10 protein-coding genes are annotated in these 17,851 nt (G+C 67.8%); 9 read left to right on the top strand and 1 reads right to left on the bottom strand.

The features are described from left to right. The 8 genes from nuoL (at position 1) to Q8O14_11160 (ending at position 13,855) form a co-directional block, all read left to right on the top strand. The gene (nuoL, locus tag Q8O14_11195) at positions 1 to 2,325 is read left to right on the top strand and encodes an NADH-quinone oxidoreductase subunit L (GenBank protein MDP2361296.1); all 2,325 of its coding nucleotides are present in this window, start codon (positions 1 to 3) and stop codon (positions 2,323 to 2,325) included. A 39-nt stretch (positions 2,326 to 2,364) separates the two neighbouring features. Further along, positions 2,365 to 3,879, top strand: coding sequence for an NADH-quinone oxidoreductase subunit M (locus Q8O14_11190; GenBank protein MDP2361295.1), 1,515 nt, complete (start codon positions 2,365 to 2,367; stop codon positions 3,877 to 3,879). Between the two features lie 10 nt (positions 3,880 to 3,889). Further along, a complete protein-coding gene (locus tag Q8O14_11185) occupies positions 3,890 to 5,389 on the top strand; it encodes an NADH-quinone oxidoreductase subunit N (protein ID MDP2361294.1) in 1,500 nt (499 codons plus the stop codon). A 64-nt stretch (positions 5,390 to 5,453) separates the two neighbouring features. After that, positions 5,454 to 7,247, top strand: coding sequence for a 2-oxoacid:acceptor oxidoreductase subunit alpha (locus tag Q8O14_11180; GenBank protein ID MDP2361293.1), 1,794 nt, complete (start codon positions 5,454 to 5,456; stop codon positions 7,245 to 7,247). Next, positions 7,234 to 8,118 carry a 2-oxoacid:ferredoxin oxidoreductase subunit beta gene (locus Q8O14_11175; GenBank protein MDP2361292.1) on the top strand — a complete coding sequence of 295 codons (885 nt, stop codon included), beginning with the start codon at positions 7,234 to 7,236 and terminating at the stop codon, positions 8,116 to 8,118. Before Q8O14_11180 ends, Q8O14_11175 begins: the two co-directional genes overlap by 14 nt. A gap of 85 nt (positions 8,119 to 8,203) precedes the next feature. Further along, the gene (locus tag Q8O14_11170; GenBank protein ID MDP2361291.1) at positions 8,204 to 9,052 is read left to right on the top strand and encodes an FkbM family methyltransferase; all 849 of its coding nucleotides are present in this window, start codon (positions 8,204 to 8,206) and stop codon (positions 9,050 to 9,052) included. Between the two features lie 85 nt (positions 9,053 to 9,137). Continuing rightward, a complete protein-coding gene (locus Q8O14_11165; GenBank protein MDP2361290.1) occupies positions 9,138 to 11,111 on the top strand; it encodes a sigma 54-interacting transcriptional regulator in 1,974 nt (657 codons plus the stop codon). Continuing rightward, positions 11,108 to 13,855: a hypothetical protein gene (locus tag Q8O14_11160; protein MDP2361289.1), complete on the top strand. Its 2,748-nt coding sequence runs from the start codon at positions 11,108 to 11,110 to the stop codon at positions 13,853 to 13,855. Before Q8O14_11165 ends, Q8O14_11160 begins: the two co-directional genes overlap by 4 nt. A 59-nt stretch (positions 13,856 to 13,914) precedes the next feature. On the opposite strand, the gene malQ is transcribed toward Q8O14_11160, so the two are convergent. Then, entirely contained in the window at positions 13,915 to 15,426 is a 1,512-nt protein-coding gene (gene malQ, locus Q8O14_11155) for a 4-alpha-glucanotransferase (GenBank protein ID MDP2361288.1), read from the bottom strand. 1,184 nt (positions 15,427 to 16,610) lie between these two features. Here malQ and mltG point away from each other — a divergent pair. After that, positions 16,611 to 17,789 (top strand): endolytic transglycosylase MltG, encoded by a 1,179-nt coding sequence (mltG, locus tag Q8O14_11150; GenBank protein ID MDP2361287.1) that lies wholly within the window; start codon positions 16,611 to 16,613, stop codon positions 17,787 to 17,789. Positions 17,790 to 17,851: the final 62 nt, after the last annotated feature.

Raw genomic sequence — 17,851 nt, 5'->3', positions numbered from 1 at the left:
ATGACCCCGATCACCATCGCCCTCCTCGTCCTGCTGCTGCCCCTGGCCGCCTTCGCCATCCAGGTCTTCGGCGGCAGCCGCCTGCCGCGGCAGGGCTGGTACGTGCCCACCGCCGCCATCCTGGCCTCGCTCGGCCTCTCGCTCTGGCTCTTCCTGGGCCACATGCTGCCCGCGGGCGACCCGTCCTGGAGCCACACGCTGCAGTGGGACTTCATCCGCGTGAAGGACTTCTCCCTGCCGCTGGGCATCCGCCTGGACAACATCGCCGTGATCATGCTCATCGTCGTCACGGTGGTGAGCGGCCTCGTGCACATCTTCAGCACGGGCTACATGGAGGACGACCCGCGCAAGGGCCGCTTCTTCGGCTACCTGGGCCTCTTCAGCTTCTCCATGCTCTGGCTGGTGCTCAGCGACAACCTGGCCGGCATCTTCATGGGCTGGGAGCTGGTCGGCCTTTCCAGCTACCTGCTCATCGGCTTCTGGTTCGAGCGCAAGGGACCGCCCGAGGCCGGCATGAAGGCCTTCGTCGTCAACCGGGTGGGCGACCTGGGTTTCCTCTTCGCGCTGATGGTCATCATGTGGCAGTTCGGCACCTTCAACCTGGCCGAGCTGGAGGCCATCGTGGCCGGTTTCGGCGAGCACGGCCTGCCCGCCGACCTCTCCCTCTGGATGACCCTGGCCGGGATCGGCCTCTTCTGCGGCGCCGTGGGCAAGAGCGCCCAGTTCCCGCTCCACGTCTGGCTGCCCGACGCGATGGAGGGCCCCACCCCGGTCAGCGCGCTGATCCACGCCGCCACCATGGTGGCGGCCGGCGTCTACCTGCTGGTGCGCGTCTTCTTCCTGCTCACCTTCGACGCCAGCCTGGTGGTGGCCTACGTGGGCGGCTTCACGGCGCTCATGAGCGCCACCATCGCCCTCACCCAGTGGGACATCAAGCGCGTGCTGGCCTACTCCACCATCAGCCAGCTGGGCTACATGGTGATGGCCGTGGGCGTGGGAGCCTACAGCGCCGGCTTCCTCCACCTGATGACGCACGCCTTCTTCAAGGCCTGCCTCTTCCTCGGCTCCGGCTCCATCATCCACGCCATGCACCATGTCTACCACCAGGTGCACGACCATCAGCGGGACCCGCAGGACATGCGCAACATGGGCGGCCTCAAAGGCAGGCTGCCCATCACCTACGGGACTTTCCTGCTCGCCACCCTCGCCCTGGCCGGCGTGCCGCTAACCAGCGGCTTCATCAGCAAGGACGCCATCCTGGCGGGCAGCCTCGCCTTCGCCATGGAGCATCCCGCCCACTGGCCCCTGGCCGTCTTCGGCTTCGCCGCAGCCCTGCTCACCGCTTTCTACATGTTCCGCCTCGTCTTCCTCACCTTCCACGGCGAACATCAGGGCCGGCCCGGCGAACTGGAGCGCTTCCACGAGAACAAGCTGAACATCACAGGACCCCTCGTCGTGCTCTCCGTGCTGTCGCTCTTCTTCTTCTACTCGCCCAACCCCACCGACGCGGGGCGCGGCTGGTTCTTCCGCCTGGTGCCCGAGCCGGCGCAGCCCATCCTCGCGCCGATCCCGGCCGCGGCCCAGGCCGCCGAGACCTGGCAGGCGACGCGCCGCCTGGAGGCCGGGCTGGCCCTGGAGCAGGCGCGCGCCGACAGTCTGGCCATCGCCGCGCTGCTGCTGCCGGACAGCCTGATGGTCGGCGAGGCGCTGCCTGGACCCGTGGCGGCGGGTCCGGCTGTCCAAGAAGCGGCGGTCGATGAAGCCGTGCCGCCTGAAGCCCCCGCTGTCGCGGCCAGCGAGCCGGCCACCGCCGGGCACGGCCTGGCCGGCCACGCGGAGCACGAGGCCCATCTGGCCCACATCGAGCACACGGCCCACGTGCGGGCCATGATCATCAGCGTGCTGATCGTGGCCTTCTCCATCACGGCCGCCTGGCTGACCTACCTCAAGCGGCGCATCTCGGCGGAGCGGGTGGCGGCGGCCCTCCCCGGCACGCACCGATTCCTCTTCAACAAGTGGTACTTCGACGAACTCTACGACGCCACCGTCATCGTCCTCACCCTCTGGCTGGCCCAGGTCTGCGCCTGGTTCGACCGGGTGGTGATCGACGGCCTGGTGGACGGCACGGCCGCCGTGACGGAGCTGAAAAGCCGCCTGGTGCGCCGCTTCGACGACTCGGTGGTGGACGGCGCCGTGAACGGCGCCGGCTGGATGACGCGCAGCGCCGGCGCCGGCTTGCGCCTGATGCAAGGCGGCGACATCCAGGGCTACCTGGTCAAGGCCCTGGTCGGCGTGGTGCTGGTCTTGATCTGGCAGGTCTTGTAGCATGCGGCGGAGCGTGGTTCCGGCGCCAAGAGGAGAGCGATGATGGAACAGTGGGTCCTGACGCTGATGACCTTCGTGCCGCTGCTGGGTGCGGCCGTCATCACCTTCCTGCCCAAGGATCGGCACGACCTGATCCGCTGGACGGCCGCGGCCTTCGCCCTGGTGCCGCTGGTGCTGGCGGGGTGGATCTGGCAGACCTTCGACCGCGGCGCGGTGGGGGTGGACAACCTGGCCGGCTTCCAGTACGTGGTGCGCCTGGACTGGATCCCCGGCTACAACATCCAATACTTCATGGGCGTGGACGGCCTCTCGGCGCCCATGGTCCTGCTCACGGCGCTGCTCTCCTTCCTCTGCATCTTCGCCTCGTGGGGGATCACCAAGCAGGTGAAGGGCTACTTCGCCCTCTTCCTCCTGCTGGAGACGGGGATGATGGGCACCTTCGTCAGCCTGGATTTCATCCTCTTCTACGTCTTCTGGGAAGTCATGCTGCTGCCCATGTACTTCCTCATCGGCATCTGGGGGGGGCCGCGGCGCGAGTACGCCGCCATCAAGTTCTTCCTCTACACCCTGGCCGGCTCCGTCCTGATGCTGGTGGGCATCCTGGCCCTCTACTTCCAGGGCGGCCACACCTTCGACCTCCTGCAGCTGATGGCCCAGGCGCGGGACTTCGCCAACCCGGCCCTCACCATTTTCGGCCTGAACTTCGCCAAGGTGATCTTCGTCGCCTTCTTCATCGGCTTCGCCATCAAGGTGCCGGTCTGGCCCTTCCACACCTGGCTGCCCGACGCCCACGTGGAGGCCCCCACCGCCGTCTCCGTCATCCTGGCCGGCGTGCTGCTCAAGATGGGCACCTACGGCCTCATGCGGATCAGCCTGCCCATCTTCCCCGGCGCCATGCAGCACTTCGCCCTGGCCATCGGCATCCTGGGCGTGGTCAACATCCTCTACGGCGCCTTCTGCGCCATGGCGCAGGACGACCTCAAGAAGCTGGTGGCCTACAGCTCCGTCTCCCACATGGGCTTCGTCATGCTGGGCCTGGCCGCCCTGACCCACCAGGGCATGACGGGCGCCGCCCTGCAGATGTTCAACCACGGCACGATCACGGCCATGATGTTCCTCCTGGTGGGCGTCATCTACGATCGCGCCCACCATCGCCAGATCACCGGCTTCGGCGGCATCGGCGTCGTCATGCCCATCTACACGGGCGTGGCCATGTTCGCCTTCTTCGCCTCCATGGGCCTGCCCGGGCTCTCGGGCTTCATCTCGGAGCTGATGGTCTTCCTGGGCGCCTTCCAGACCTGGAAGCTGCTCACCGTCCTGGCCGCCCTCGGCATCATCCTCACCGCCGGCTACCTGTTGTGGATGATCAAGCGGGTCTTCCTGGGAGCCTTGAACGAGAAGTACCGCGACCTGCCGGAGATCAACGGGCGCGAACTCTTCACCCTGGTGCCCATCGGCCTCATCGTGCTCTACCTGGGCATCAACCCCAATCCGGTCATCGACCTGATGGACGACGCCACCGTGCGCCTGGTCGAGCTGGTCACGACCTTCTAAGGAGACGGGCATGGACTTCACCCAGGCCACCGCCCATGCCATCGACAGCCTGGGCGCCTTCATCCCCGAGCTGGCGCTGACGGCTACCTTGCTCCTCGTGCTGCTGGCGGACCTGCTCGTCGGCCGCGGCCGCGCCCTCAGCGGGGACCATCCCGCCGGCCGCCTGCCCGGCCTGGTCGCCGTGGCCGGCCTGCTCGTCTCGGCGGGGGCGGCCTGGTGCCAGCTGGGCCAGGAGCCTCGCCTCATCTTCTTCGACATGCTGGCGGCGGACTCCCTGGCCGCCTTCCTCAAGCTGCTCTTCGCGCTGTCCACCGCCCTCATCGTGCTCGCCTCCTTCCGCCTGCGGCACCAGGGGGAGCTGCTCGTCCTGCTGCTGGCCGCCGTGCTGGGCATGGACCTGCTGGCCGGCAGCCGCAACCTTCTGATGGTGGTGGTCGCCCTCGAAATGGTCTCCATCATGAGCTACGTGCTGGCCGGCTTCGATCGCAACGATCCGCGCAGCGGCGAGGCGGCGCTGAAGTACATGGTCTTCGGCAGCATGGCCTCGGGCGCCCTCGTCTTCGGCGCCAGCTGGCTCTTCGGCCTGACCGGCACGCTGGATCTGCTGGGCATCCAGCAGGCGCTGGCCCACGGCGGGGCCGACGCCCTCACCTTGTTGCTGGCCGCCCTCCTCGTGCTGGCCGGCATCGGCTACAAGATCGCCATGGTGCCCGTCCACTTCTGGTGTCCCGACGTCTACGACGGCGCCCCCACGCCGGTGACCACTTTTTTCAGCGTGGGCCCCAAGGCGGCGGGCATCGTCCTTCTCATCCGTTTCCTCTTCCCCTCGCTCGCGGGCGGCGCGCCGCTGACCGCCACCCTGGCCGGCGGCTTCGACCCGCTCTTCCTGGTGGCCATCCTCGCCGCCTTCACCATGACCCTGGGCAACCTGGCGGCCATCGGCCAGACGCGTGTCAAGCGCCTGCTCGCCTACAGTTCCATCGCCCACGCCGGCTACCTGCTGACGGGCGTGGTGCTGGCCACGCCCGAGGGCCTCTCCGCCGTCATGTTCTACCTCGTCGTCTACCTCTTCATGAACTACGGGGCCTTCCTCCTGGTGGACGCCGTGGGCCAGATGCGGGGCGGCGAGGACCTGGCCGCCTTCGCCGGACTGGGGCGCCGCCACCCGGCCCTGGCCTTCGCCATGACCGTCTTCCTCGTCAGCCTGGTGGGGCTGCCCCCGGTGGCGGGCTTCATCGGCAAGCTGGTCCTCTTCGGCGAGGTGGTGCGCGGCGGCTGGTACTGGCTGGTCACGCTGGCCGTGCTCAACTCGGTTGTGTCGCTTTACTACTATTTCAGCGTGGTCAAGGCGATGTGGTTCGAGGACGGCGCCCAGACGGCTGAACGGGGGCCCCTGCCCGCCCTCCATGCCGGCCTCATCGCCGGGTTGTGTGCCCTGACCCTGTTCTTCGGTGTATACTGGCAACCGCTGGTGGATCTGGCGGACGCCTCTATCGCCCGGTTGATCTGACAACCCTGTCATACGGCGTCGGCGGCTCAGGCGGCTGACGCTTCCACTATAGGAGGATGCGGCTGTGGAATGCCGTGACCTGACCCTGGCGATCGTCGGCTCCGGTGGCGACGGCGTGATCAGCGCCGGCGAGATCATCGTGAAGGCGGCGGCGGCCGAGGGTCTGCATTGTTTCCTGCTCAAGAGCTTCGGACCGCAGATCCGGGGCGGCGAGTCGTCCTGCAAGATCCGTCTGGCGATGGATCCCCTGCTCAGCATCGGCGAGCTGACCCAGATCCTGCTCTGCTACAGTTGGGCGGACTTCAAGCGCTTCCGCGAGGAGATCCGCCTGGCCCCCGACGCCGTGCTCATCTCCGATACCGACGACAAGGCGGGCGAGGATCTGCCCATCAAGATCCTGGGCAGCCAGACCTGGATCAAGTGTCCCCTCAACCGGCTGGCCAGCGTCGGGATCGGCAACGCGCTGACCAAGAACATCGTCTCCCTGGGTGTGCTGGAGGGTTTCTTCCGCTTGCCGGAGAAGGGCATCGCCGGCCAGATCACCAAACGATTCTCCAAGAAGAAGCAGGACCTGATCGACCTAAACCTGGGCGCCATCGCGGTGGGCCGCAAGTGGGCCGAGGACTACCTCGAGCAGTTCCCCCAGGAACTGCCCCACTTCGCGCCCTTCACCCCCAGCGAGGCCAACCTGGTCCTCACGGGCAACGAGGCCTGCTCCATGGGCGCCCTCTGGAGCGGCGTCAAGTTTTTCGCCGGCTATCCCATCACGCCGGCCTCGGACATCATGGAATGGCTGGAGCGCCGCCTGCCCCGCTTTGACGGCACCATGATCCAGGCCGAGGATGAGATCGCCTCCGCCGGCATGGCCATCGGCGCCTCCTTCGCCGGCGTCAAGGCGATGACCGCCACCTCAGGCCCCGGCATCGCCCTCATGAGCGAGATGATCGGCCTGGCCAGCATGGCGGAGATTCCGCTGGTGGTGGTCAACGTGCAGCGGGGCGGCCCCTCCACGGGCATCCCCACCAAGACAAGCCAGAGCGACCTCCTGCAGGCCTGCTACTGCACGCACGGCGACGCCCCGCACGTGGTCCTGGCCGCCGTGGATGTGAAGGACTGCGCCTTCATCACGACCCAGGCCTTCTACATCAGCGAGAAGTACCAGATCCCCGTCATCGTGCTGCTCGACCAGTTCGTGGGGCAGCGCATGGAGTCCGTGCCCCGGCGCGACCTGCTGGAGAAGGGGATCGAGGAGGGCTGGATCCGCAAGTGCGACCGGCTGGCCCCGGATCCCGCCGCGCTGGCCGAATCCCGCTACCTGCGCTACCAGCTGACCGAGAACGGCGTCTCGCCCATGAGCTTCCCGGGCATCGAGAACGCCGACTACATCGCCAGCGGCATCGAGCACAACGAACTGGGCTACCCCGTCTCCGACGTGGACATCCACCGCACCATGCACGCCAAGCGCTATCGCAAGCTGGACTTCATCAAGGAAGAAATGCGCTTCATGCGCCACTACGGGGATCCCAAGGCGCGCATCGGCCTGCTCGTCTGGGGCAGCTCCAAGGGACCGGCCCGCCAGGCCATGCTCCAGGCCGAGGAGGAGGGCATCGCCACGCGCATGCTCATCCCCAGCTGTCTGATGCCCCTGCACGGCGAGACGGTGCAGGCCTTCATCGACTCCTGCGACAAGGTGATCGTGTCGGATTCCAGCTACAGCGCGCAGTTCCTCACTTATCTGCGCACCCAGGTCGTCATTCCGACCGACAAGCTGGTGGACCTGCATTACGTGGACGGCATGCCTCTCCCGGTGCGGGAGCTGAAGGCGAAAATCAAGGAGGTGCACCATGAGCTTGCCTGAGAGCGCGGCGCCCAGGCCCGCCCTGGCGCCCAAGGACTACAAACGCGACCTCAAGCCCGTCTGGTGCCCCGGCTGCGGGGATTTCGGCGTGGTCAACGCCCTTTACAAGACCCTGTCCGACCTGGGGCTGGAGCGGCACAACACGGCCCTCGTCTCGGGCATCGGCTGCTCCAGCCGCTTGCCGGGCTACGTGGCGGCCTACGGCTTCAACGCCCTGCACGGCCGCGCCCTCACGCTGGCCACCGGCACCAAACTGGCCAATTCCAAGGTGACCACCATCGTGGCGGGCGGCGACGGCGACGGCTTCGCCATCGGCATGGGCCATTTCCCGCACGCGGCGCGCCGCAACCTGGACATGACCTACATCCTGATGGACAACCGCATCTATGGCCTGACCAAGGGCCAGCTCTCGCCCACCAGCGAGCCGGACATCATCACCAAGACGAGCACGATGGGCAACATCGAGCGTCCCATCGATCCGGTGGCGATGGCGTTGGCCACGGGCGTGACCTTCATCGCCCGCACCGTGTCCACCAACATCAAGCACATGACGGAGATGTTCACGCGGGCCATCCGCCACAGCGGCTTCTCCTTCGTCCAGGTGCTCAGCCCCTGCGTCACCTTCCGCGGCAAGACCCAGTACAAGGACTACCAGGGCGACGGCGTGACCTACCTGGACCAGGTGGGGCACAACCATGAGGACTTCCAGTCCGCCCTGGCCGTGGCCAACAGCGGGGACGCCTATCAGCTGGGGATCATCTGGCACGTCCACACGGAAAGTTTCGGCCTGCGTTACGCCCGCCTGCGGGAGGCGTTCAAGCAGGACAAGAGTCCCGAACTGCTGGACGTCGTCAACGACTTCCTGCCCTGACCCGACCTGGCGCCCCGGACGCGGCCACCGCGTCCGGGGCTTTCGCCCGACACACTGATCCACGGTGGAGGGGAAGCGGGATCCCATGGGCAAGTGCGTGCGCTCCCTCGCCTACCTGGCCCAGCGGCACCTGCTGCGCCGCCCCCGGCTGAGCGCCCGCGCCGATGAGTTCGGCCTCGTCCTCCGCTTCAAGACCGCCGACGTGATGGGCCGCCATATCTACAAGTACGGCGTCTACGAGGAAGGGATCAGCCGCTTCCTCCTGGCCAACCTGACGTTGGAGCCCGGCGACTGCTTCATCGACGCCGGCGCCAACATCGGCTGGTACTCCCTGCTGCTGGCCCGGCACCTGCCCGCCGGCGTGCGCGGCCTGGCCTTCGAACCGGACCCGGACACCTTCGCCCTGCTCGAGGAGAATCTGCGCGGCAACGGGGCGGTGGCGGTGGCGGCAAAGCGCCTGGCCCTTTCCGATGAAGCCGGCCGGCGCACGCTCTACCGCTATGCCGACAAGAACACGGGGCGCAATTCCCTGCTGCCCATCAACACGCACGGGCAGGTGGAGATCGAGGCGGCGCGCCTGGACGAGACGATCCGCCGCGAGGGCCTGGACCCCGTCCGCATCCGCTTTCTCAAGGTGGACGTGGAAGGCTACGAGCCGATGGTCCTGCGCGGCATGGGCGAGCTGCTGGGCCGCGTCCCGCTCATCCTCTCCGAGTACTCGCCCCGCTACATGCGGCGCGGCGGGCTGGACCCCGCCCTATACCTGGACCTGCTGTATGGAGCCGGCTACGAGGCGTGGACCTTTGCCGAAGAGGGTCTGCGACCGGTGGCGCGCGCCGCCCTGGAGCGCTGCACGGCCAACACCAACCTGCTCTGGCTGGGCGCCGCCCCGCTCCATCCGCCCTTGCGGCGGGATCCGCGCCGGTCGGCTTGAGATACCTCACAATTCCGCTTGACCACTCCCGTCCATTGCTCCATATTCCCGCACCAACCAACCAGAGTGTGACAGCAGTCGAGTGGTGAGTCAACGGAAGAACATATCCCGGTTGTCCTCCGTGGCGGCCTTGCGTGAACGTCGTTTCCAGGATGCCCTGGACGCCTTCCCGCGGGACCTGGAGCGCCTGCCGGATCCGGGCGACCGGCTGCAGCTGCGCCTCCTGTGGGGGAACGCCCTGCTGCGCAGCGGTCGCAACCGGCAGGCCCGCGACCACTACTTCGACCTGTACCGCGACGTGCGCCAGCATCGGCATCGGCCCGAGTGGCGGGCGATCGGCTTCAAGGCCCTCATGAACGCAGGCTTGGCGACGAAGAACCTGGGGGAGACGGGCACGGCCCTGCAGTTCTATCGGGCCGTCCTCGCCAGCGAAGTCCTCACCCGGCCCCAGGAGGAGATGCAGATCCGCAACCTGCTGGGTTCGCTCTGCACACGCTGCGGCGAGCTGGGAGAGGCGGAGAGCCAGCTGGCCCAGGCCCTGGAGCTGGCCCGCGCCGGGGGCGAGAGCACGCTCGAGGCGGACATCGAGCTGAACCTGGGCGTGCTCCGGCACGTGCTGGGTGATCCCGTGGCCGCCACGGGCCACATCGAACGGTCGCGGGAGCTGGCCGGCCCGGATCCCGAGCGGCAGCTGCGCGTGGAACTGAACGTGGGCACGCTGATGGTGGACGCCAATCTACCCGACAAGGCCTGGGTCTTCTTCGACAAGGCCCAGGATCTGGCGCGGCGGCATCGCCTGGACCGCTACCTGCCCTTGATCCTGGCCAACCTGGCCCGCATCCGGCAGGGCGACGGCATGCCCGGCGAGGCCCGCCTCCTGGCGGGCGAGGCTCTCGAGATCGGCCGACGCCTGGAACAGCAGGACGATTGGGTGCGCGAGGCCTGCCAGGAGATCCTGCAGACCCAGGAGGAGCAGGCCAAGGACGACTTCGGGCTGGTGGAGGCCCTCATCACCCAGCACGGCATCGTGGCCGTGTCGGCGATCATGCGCCGCATCCTGCACGACGTGCAGGCCCTGGCCGCCTCCGATCTGCCCGTGTTGGTCCTGGGCGAGACGGGGACGGGCAAGGAGCTGGTGGCACGGGCCCTCCACAACGCCGGACCGCGCCGCGCCGCGCCCTTCGTGCCGGTCAACTGCCCGGCCATACCCGAGACCCTCTTCGAGAGCACCCTCTTCGGCCACGTGCGGGGCGCCTTCACCGGAGCCGACCAGGACCGCAAGGGGCTGGTCGAGCTGGCGGGGGAGGGGAGCATCTTCCTGGACGAGATCGGCGACCTGCCGCTCTCCATCCAGCCCAAGCTCCTGCGCTTCCTGGAGAGCGGCGAGTATCAGCGCATGGGAAGCGGCCAGGTGCATTACTCCAATGCGCGGATCATCTCCGCCACCAACCGCGACCTGGGTGAGTTGACGGCGCAGCGCCAGTTCCGAGACGACCTCATCATGCGCATCAGCGCCTTCCGCGTGGAGCTGCCGGCGCTGCGGGACAGGCGGGAGGATGTCTACTTCATCGCCTCAAGCATGCTGGAGCGGCTCAACCGCCAGCATGGCACGGACAAGTGCCTGTCCACGGACGCCATGCAGGCCTTGAACGAGCACGCCTTCCCCGGCAATGTGCGCGAGCTGCGCAATGCCGTGACACGGGGCTACCAAACCGCGCGCCGGGAGATCGAGGCGGAGGACCTGGGCCTGCCCGCGCCGCGGACGAAGGCCACGCCGGCGCAGCAGGGGAGCGGGTGTCAGGAGGCCTGGCTGACCGATCTGCTGGGGCGCATCCGGGGTGACTCCACCCTCAACCTGGAGGAGGCGCTGCAGGGACTGGAGAAACGGCTCATCCTGCACGCCCTCGAGTGCCGCGCCGGGAACCGCGACCGCGCGGCAGAGGACCTGGGCCTGAGCGCCCGGGCCCTGAAGTACAAGATCGCCAAGCACGGCATCCATTCACGCAAGCTGCGCCTGGGGGATGGCCCGGCCGGACTTGAGCAGGAGACGTCGCCATGAGGACTCGCATCCTGGCCGGCTGCGCCGTCGCGGCCCTGATCCTGGCCGGCACGGTCCGGGCGACGACCTGGATCGAATGGCCGCCACCGCGTCACCTGGCCGCCGGCGACCTGGAGGTGCGCATCCAGGTGGATGACGCGACGGGCAGCTGGATCCTGTGGGACCACAACGACGGTTGGCCCACCCTGCTGGCCGAGGGTGTGGGCAACGTGGCCTCCGGCACGCGGATCTTTTCCGGCGGTCTGCCGGCCGGACTCCATCGCCTGGAACTGGCGCAGACGGGTGCCCACGGCGTCGTCCGCCATGAGGTCGAGCTGGTCGTCACCGCCCCCGCCCTGCCCGGCTGGCCCTACGCGGATGGCTTGGCCGCCGCGCCTTTCAGCCAGGGCCTGATGGCGGAATGCGGACAAGGCGAGATCGTGGCGGCGCGCATCGCCGGGGTCGCGCGGGAAGCGCAGAACCTGGGGGAGCTGCTCTGGTTGGATGCCCAGGGCCAGACCCTGCCCGGTTGGCCCGTCGCTTTCGTCGACTTGATGCAGGCCATCTCCCATCGCTCGGAGCCGCTCCTGGTCCGGCGCGGCGCGGAGCAGCACGTGCTCGCCGCCACCAAGACACATCTGGTGGAGCTTGATCGCACGGGTCAGTTGTGCTCCCAGGCATCCTGCAACGGCCTGCCCCTGGGCCCGCCCGTGCTGCTGCCCATTGCCGGAGCGGGTGTCCATTGCCTGATCTACGTCCAGCAGCAGGAGCAGGCCAGCCTGCTCCAGTTCGACGCCAGCCTGCAGCACGTGGCCGGCGTGCCGCTTCCGGGTCAGCCGGCCTGGCCCCGCCCGGTCCTGGGTGATTACAACGGAGATGGCCGCCTGGACGTGCTGATGCTGCTCCGCCAGGGTGGGGGCCTGCAACTGCACATGTTGGATGGTGCGAGCGGGGAGCTTGATCTGCTCCATGTTTTGCCGGACATGGAGATCGTCTCCATCGCCAGTGGCGACCTGGACGGCGATCTTGTGCCGGACCTGGTGCTGGCCGCCCGGCGCGGTCCCGTGCTGGCTCTGGACCTGGACGGCCTGAAATGGAGCGCTGCCATCCCCGCCGCCACCCTGGGCCAGTTCACCCTGGCCGACCTGGACGGCGACGGCGCCCAGGAAGTGGCCCTGCTCTGCCGGCATGACGACGGCGCAGTGCGCCTGCAGGTCTTGAACGCCTCGGGCGCCTTTCTGCCGCTGGCGGGATTCGTGGTGGCGACCGAAGGCAAGGCGGTCCAGCCGCCGCAATTGGTGCGGGATGCCGTTCTGGGTCCCCGGCTGCTGTTGACAATCGATCCCGCCGAGGACGCCTGGGCCACCCGGTTGATGGCGGTGGATCTGGCAGGCCACGTGGAGGAGCGCGACTGGTGGCTGCCCGAGGCGCCCAACGGCCCGCCCCGCCTGACCGACCTGGACGGCGACGGCAGCCTGGACCTGGTGGCAGGGGATCGCCTCGGTCGGTGGGTGGCTTGGCCCACCGGCTGGCAGGACTTGCGGCCGCCCCATCCGCTGGGGGATCGCCGGCGCGGGGCTCTCACCTTGCAGCCGCTGCCGCCGGGCACCACGCCGGACCTGCTGGGAGGGGCCGTGGCCCTGCCGGAGAGCGGCCTGGATTTGGCCGACGTCGAGCTGATGGACCTGGAACTGGTCCGGGGCAGCCTCCGCTTGAGCGGCGAACTTCTGTCCCAGGGTGGCATCTGGGTGGGGCCGCTGGGCAGCTTGTCCCTGGACGACCGCTGCCAGCCGGCCTGCTGCGGGCGCCTGCCCCTGGCCGTGGAAGGACGCTTCGAATTGCGGGGCACTGGGGTGGTGGCGCAGATGCCCCAGCCCGGCATCCAGACGCCCGCCAACAACCTGCTCAGCACGCTGCAACTTACGGTGGGGCGGGGGGCACACCTCAGCTTCCGCCAATGCCTGCTGCACGCACTGCCGGAGCCCCTGGCCGTGCAGGCCTGCACCCTTTCCATCGAGCATAGCTGGTTGCTGGCCGGCACCCGGGGCCTGTGGACCCGGGGCGTGACGCTGCGGGCCCGCGATTGCCTCTTTCAGCCCGGGACGCAAGGCCTGCGCTTCCAGGATGCCAGCGATGTGTTGCTGGAGGATTGTGTGATCACCAGCGGCACGGGGGTGGCCGTGGTGAACAGGGCTTCCCGGCTGGAACTGCGCGGCTGCCAGGTGCTCACCTGCGAGGATGGCCTGGTGGCCGAGGCCGGCGCGGTGATGGTGCTGGATTCCGTCCATTTCCAGGGCAATCGCCGCGACCTGATCCTGGCGACCGATCACGGCGATCTGACGTTGCAGAATTGCGACTTCGTGGAGAGCCACGACGTGGGCCTGCTGAACCACTCCTCGTCCAGCGTGACGGCCACGGCCTGCCATTGGAATCTGCAGTGCCCCACCGAAGGTCCGGTCATCCGGGAATCGGATCGAGCCCAGCCCGTCAAGCCCTTGATCATCCCCCGTCCGGTTTTCGCCATCAGCACGGGTCCGATGGTGGACGGGGACGAGCCGCTGGAGTGGGACCCGGTGGACATCAGCGTGGGGGGCATCCCCATCAGCGTGGAGTATCGCATCTATCGCAGCAGCCAGCCTTACGGCCTCGTCCGGCTGGAGAACCTGGCGGCCACCACCTCGTTGACCCGATGGCGGGATCCGCACTATCAGCCCATCTGCTTCTATTGTGTGACGGCCAGCATCGGCAAGCAGGTGGTGGAATAGGGCTGGGGTCGGGCGGGCTTGGGCGATGAAGGGCGCGAATCGCCCAAGCCCGACGGCGGCTAACGGCTGCCGGGCGCGGTCTGGTTGCGCCCGAAGCGCTCTCCCAGATCCTTCAGCCCGCGGGCCAGGCTGACCTGCGGCCAGCGGCCGGGCATGCGCCAGACCCAGTTGCCGCCCGTGGTGCCGGGCAGGTTCATGCGGGCCTCGGCGTCCAGTTCCAACAGGTCCTGCATGGGTGCCACCACCCAGTCCGCGCTGCTGCGCCAGAGGGCTTCGAGGGACTTCGCCACCAACTCCTCATCCGTGGCCAGCCCCAGGTAGCGGCGCATCCAGGCCTGCTGGGCCTCATTGGCCTCCCGCTGGAAGAAGCCGACCAGGGTGTTGTTGTCGTGGGTGCCCGTGTAGGCCACGCACGCCTTCTCGTAGTTGTGGGGCAGGAAGGGATCGCGTGCGTCGGTGAAGAAGGCGAACTGCAGGACCTTCATGCCGGGCAGGCCCAGGTCCCGGCGCAGGGCCTCCACTTCCGGCGTGATGAGGCCCAGGTCCTCGGCGATGAGCTGGAGGTGGGGCAAGTGCGTCTTCAATGCCGCGAAGAGTTCCCGCCCCGGCACCTGCACCCAGCGGCCGTGTTCGGCCGTGGGCAAGTCGCCCGGGATCTCCCAGCAAGCCTCGAAGCCGCGGAAGTGGTCCACGCGGATGACGTCGCTCTGGCGCATCTGCATGTGGAAGCGGCTGCGCCACCACCACCATTGGTCCATGCGCATCGTGTCCCAGTTGTAAAGCGGATTGCCCCAGCGCTGCCCCGTGGCGCTGAAGTAATCAGGCGGCACGCCGGCCACCACCACGGGTTTGCCCAGCTCGTCCACGCGGAAATAGTGCCGCCAGGCCCAGACGTCGGCGCTGTCGAAAGCCACGAAGATGGGCATGTCCCCCACCAGCAGGATGCCCCGCTCCCGGGCCAGGCGCCGCACTCTCTCCAACTCGCGGAAGAAGAGGAACTGGTGGAATTTGTGCTCCAGGATCTGCTCCTGGCAGTCCTGGTTGAGCCGCTGCATGGCCTCCGGCCTGCGGCGGGCGTGCTCGGCCGGCCAGCTGCTCCAGCCGGCCCCGTTGTGCAGGTCGCGCAGGGCCATGAAGAGGGCGTAGTCGTGCAGCCACCAGCCCTCGCGCGTGAAGAAGTCCTCGAATTCGTCCCGCCAGGGATGGCGAGCCTGCCGCTGCAGGTTGTGGCAGGCCCTGTTCAGGCAGGCCAGGCGGAATGGTCGCACCTGCTCGTAGGCGATGTTCTGCCGCCCCAGGGCCGGCTCCCTGCTCTCGCCCTCGCTGAGCAGGCCAGCTTCGCGCAGGCACTCCAGGCTGACCAGGAGCGGATTGCCCGCCATGGAGGAGAGGCACTGATAGGGCGAATCGGCGTAGCCGGTGGGACCCAGCGGCAACATCTGCCACAAGCTTTGTCCGGCACTGGCCAGGAAGTCAAGGAATTTCTCGGTGGTGCTGCCCAGATCGCCGCAGCCGGCGGGGCCGGGCAGGGAGAGGGGGTGGAGCAGGACTCCGGAACGGCGTGTATTCATGGCGCCAATGTAGCAAGCCGGTCCTTGGGTGGCTTAAGCTTGTGGACATGCCTGTTGAAGCCATGACCTCGTGGACCAATTCCCGTGATTGTCGGTGCTGTTTGCAGAATACTCGGAATGATATGCGAAGTGGGACGTGATGCAACCCCTTCGGGAAGCGAGCCTGGCGCTCATCGCATCGTTGCAGCCCCTTGACGTAGCCCCACAACGCCTGCGGGCCTGCGCCTTGCGCTGAGCACCATGATCGCTTCATCACACGACACTTCACGAGAATCGGTCCACATGCACCCATGCGCCCGTGGCGACAAAGGACAGAATTTGTCCATCGAAACGGACATTTTTTGTCATTTATCAAGTGAGCAACTGGTCAGGAAAGAGCAAGCCCTTGATGGACATTCCATGTTAAATCTTGCAGCAAATGGCCCGCCCCTTGCACATGTTGGAGCGTCGTTTGACTGTTCTCACACTTTCTCCTTCAATGGTTGGGCTGGGCATCGGGCGAGCCGATCCCCCTGGTTTTCGTCTGGTGTCCACAAGTCGGCATCCCCAACGCCGGCTCGAATCGTTCCGGACTTGGCCCCGACTTGGTCGGGGCTCTTTTTGTGCCCTGGTGTCGCCCTGGTGTTGCCCTGGTGTTGCCCTGGTGTTGCCCTGGTGTTGCCCTGGTGTTGCCCTGGCGCACCTCTAGCCAGCGTCCAATCCGTCGATCACCCAACCGACAGACGCGGTGAGGGGGACGATTTTGGTTTGACTGACAGAAGCGCCTTAGCTACCTTTGTTTCGACAAAGTCCATGAATATCAAGCGGATCTATTGAGCGAAGACGAGCACAGCGAGGCCCCGCGACCCCATCGGCGTCGGCCACGGAGACGCCGGCCGAATCGCGAGGGGGAGGGTCGGGGCAGACCGGCGGGCCAGGATCCCAGTGGCGCGCCGGGTGCCCGCGCCCGCCATCTGCGGCCCGGTGATGCCCGGCAGGCCGATGGCGAAGGGTCGGCCCGCACGCCGCGCCAGGATGGCGCCAAAGACCGCCGTCGGGATCGGTCCGGTCCCCGCAAGCAGGAAGGGAAGCCCATCCCGGGCGGGCGGTCGACTGCTCCCCAGCCGGGAGACCGTCCGGATGCCCGGCCCACCGCCCGCAGCCGCGCACAGCGCCAGCAATGGGAAGAGGAGTCCCGACAGCCCATGGGAGGGGCCGCGCCCGTCGCCCTGGCGCCCGCCCCTTCACGCGGCCGCCTGCGACTCAGGCGACGCGTGCTGGTGGTCACGGCCATCGTGGTGGTGGTGGTCCTGCTGGGCGTCCGGCTCTGGTCCTGGCTGGCCCACGACCCAGCCTGGGCGGGGCAGCAAAACGTGGCCAAGGTGATGGTTGTCCCCGGCATGACCTTGCGCCAAGTGGCCGCCGAGTTGAACCGCCTGCGGCTCTTGGACGAACCACGCCGGCTGCTGCTGGCCGCCCGGCTGCTGGGCGGCGACCGTGCCATCCAGGTGGGCGCTTTCATCCTGGACAGCGACATGTCGCCCACCGCCATGCTGCGCCAGCTGCTGGTCTTCTCCGTTCCCATGATCAAGGTGCGCATCCCGGAAGGCGCCCGCACAACCGATGCGGTGGGGTTGCTGGCCCGCGAGACGGGCCGGGACAGCCTGCTCATGATGCAACTGACGCGCGACTCCTCCTTCGTCCGCCTGCTGGGGCTGCGCACTCCCGACCTGGACGGCCTCCTCTTCCCCGACACCTATTTCTTCTCCACCGCCGACGATGAGCGGGCGATCCTCTTCAAGGCGGTGGCGCGCTTCCAGCACGTGCTGGACGGACTGGCCACGCCCGGGCCGTTGGACAGCCTGGACCTGCGCCGCCTTTGCACGCTGGCTTCTATTGTCCAGGCGGAGTACCAGGTGGCGGACGAGGCGGACACCATCGCCGCGGTCTACTTGAATCGCCTCGCCATCGGCATGAAGCTGCAGGCCGACCCCACCGTCCAGTTCCTCCTGCCCGCTTGGCGCCGCCTCTATGTGCGGGACCTCTCACTGGACTCCCCCTACAACACCTATCTGCACCCCGGTCTGCCGCCGGGACCCATCGGCAATCCCGGCCGGGTGGCGCTCCAAGCTGTGCTGCAGCCGGCTGCCTGTGACTATCTCTACTTCGTATCGCTGGGCAACGGCCGCCACGCCTTCTCCCGCTCCTACCAGGATCACCTGGTGGCGCGCCGGATATTGGACGCCCTGCGCCGGCAGCTGGAGGAAGGTGAGCTGGAGGATGAACCCAGCCAGTTGGAGCGGGCCGCCCAGCTTGCCCTGCGGGAGGAGCAGGACAGCCTGGCCCGTTCCGGCCATCCGCCCTGGCCCACGGCCGGCCGGTAGCGACGGCCATCGTGCCCTGAAACAATGACATCAACCAAGCGCGGCCCAGCCGCAGGAACGAC

Source organism: bacterium, assembly GCA_030685015.1.
GTDB lineage: Bacteria > CAIWAD01 > CAIWAD01 > CAIWAD01 > CAIWAD01 > CAIWAD01.
This window is presented reverse-complemented; position numbering and strand designations above follow the sequence as displayed.

What these genes read in the sequence shown, in the direction of transcription:
- Q8O14_11190 (MDP2361295.1), top strand. Translation starts at nt 2,365, where the DNA reads ATGATGGAACAGTGGGTCCTGACGCTGATGACCTTCGTGCCGCTGCTG.
- malQ (MDP2361288.1), bottom strand. Translation starts at nt 15,426, where the DNA reads ATGAATACACGCCGTTCCGGAGTCCTGCTCCACCCCCTCTCCCTGCCC.
- mltG (MDP2361287.1), top strand. Translation starts at nt 16,611, where the DNA reads ATGGGAGGGGCCGCGCCCGTCGCCCTGGCGCCCGCCCCTTCACGCGGC.
- Q8O14_11185 (MDP2361294.1), top strand. Translation starts at nt 3,890, where the DNA reads ATGGACTTCACCCAGGCCACCGCCCATGCCATCGACAGCCTGGGCGCC.
- Q8O14_11160 (MDP2361289.1), top strand. Translation starts at nt 11,108, where the DNA reads ATGAGGACTCGCATCCTGGCCGGCTGCGCCGTCGCGGCCCTGATCCTG.
- Q8O14_11175 (MDP2361292.1), top strand. Translation starts at nt 7,234, where the DNA reads ATGAGCTTGCCTGAGAGCGCGGCGCCCAGGCCCGCCCTGGCGCCCAAG.
- nuoL (MDP2361296.1), top strand. Translation starts at nt 1, where the DNA reads ATGACCCCGATCACCATCGCCCTCCTCGTCCTGCTGCTGCCCCTGGCC.
- Q8O14_11170 (MDP2361291.1), top strand. Translation starts at nt 8,204, where the DNA reads ATGGGCAAGTGCGTGCGCTCCCTCGCCTACCTGGCCCAGCGGCACCTG.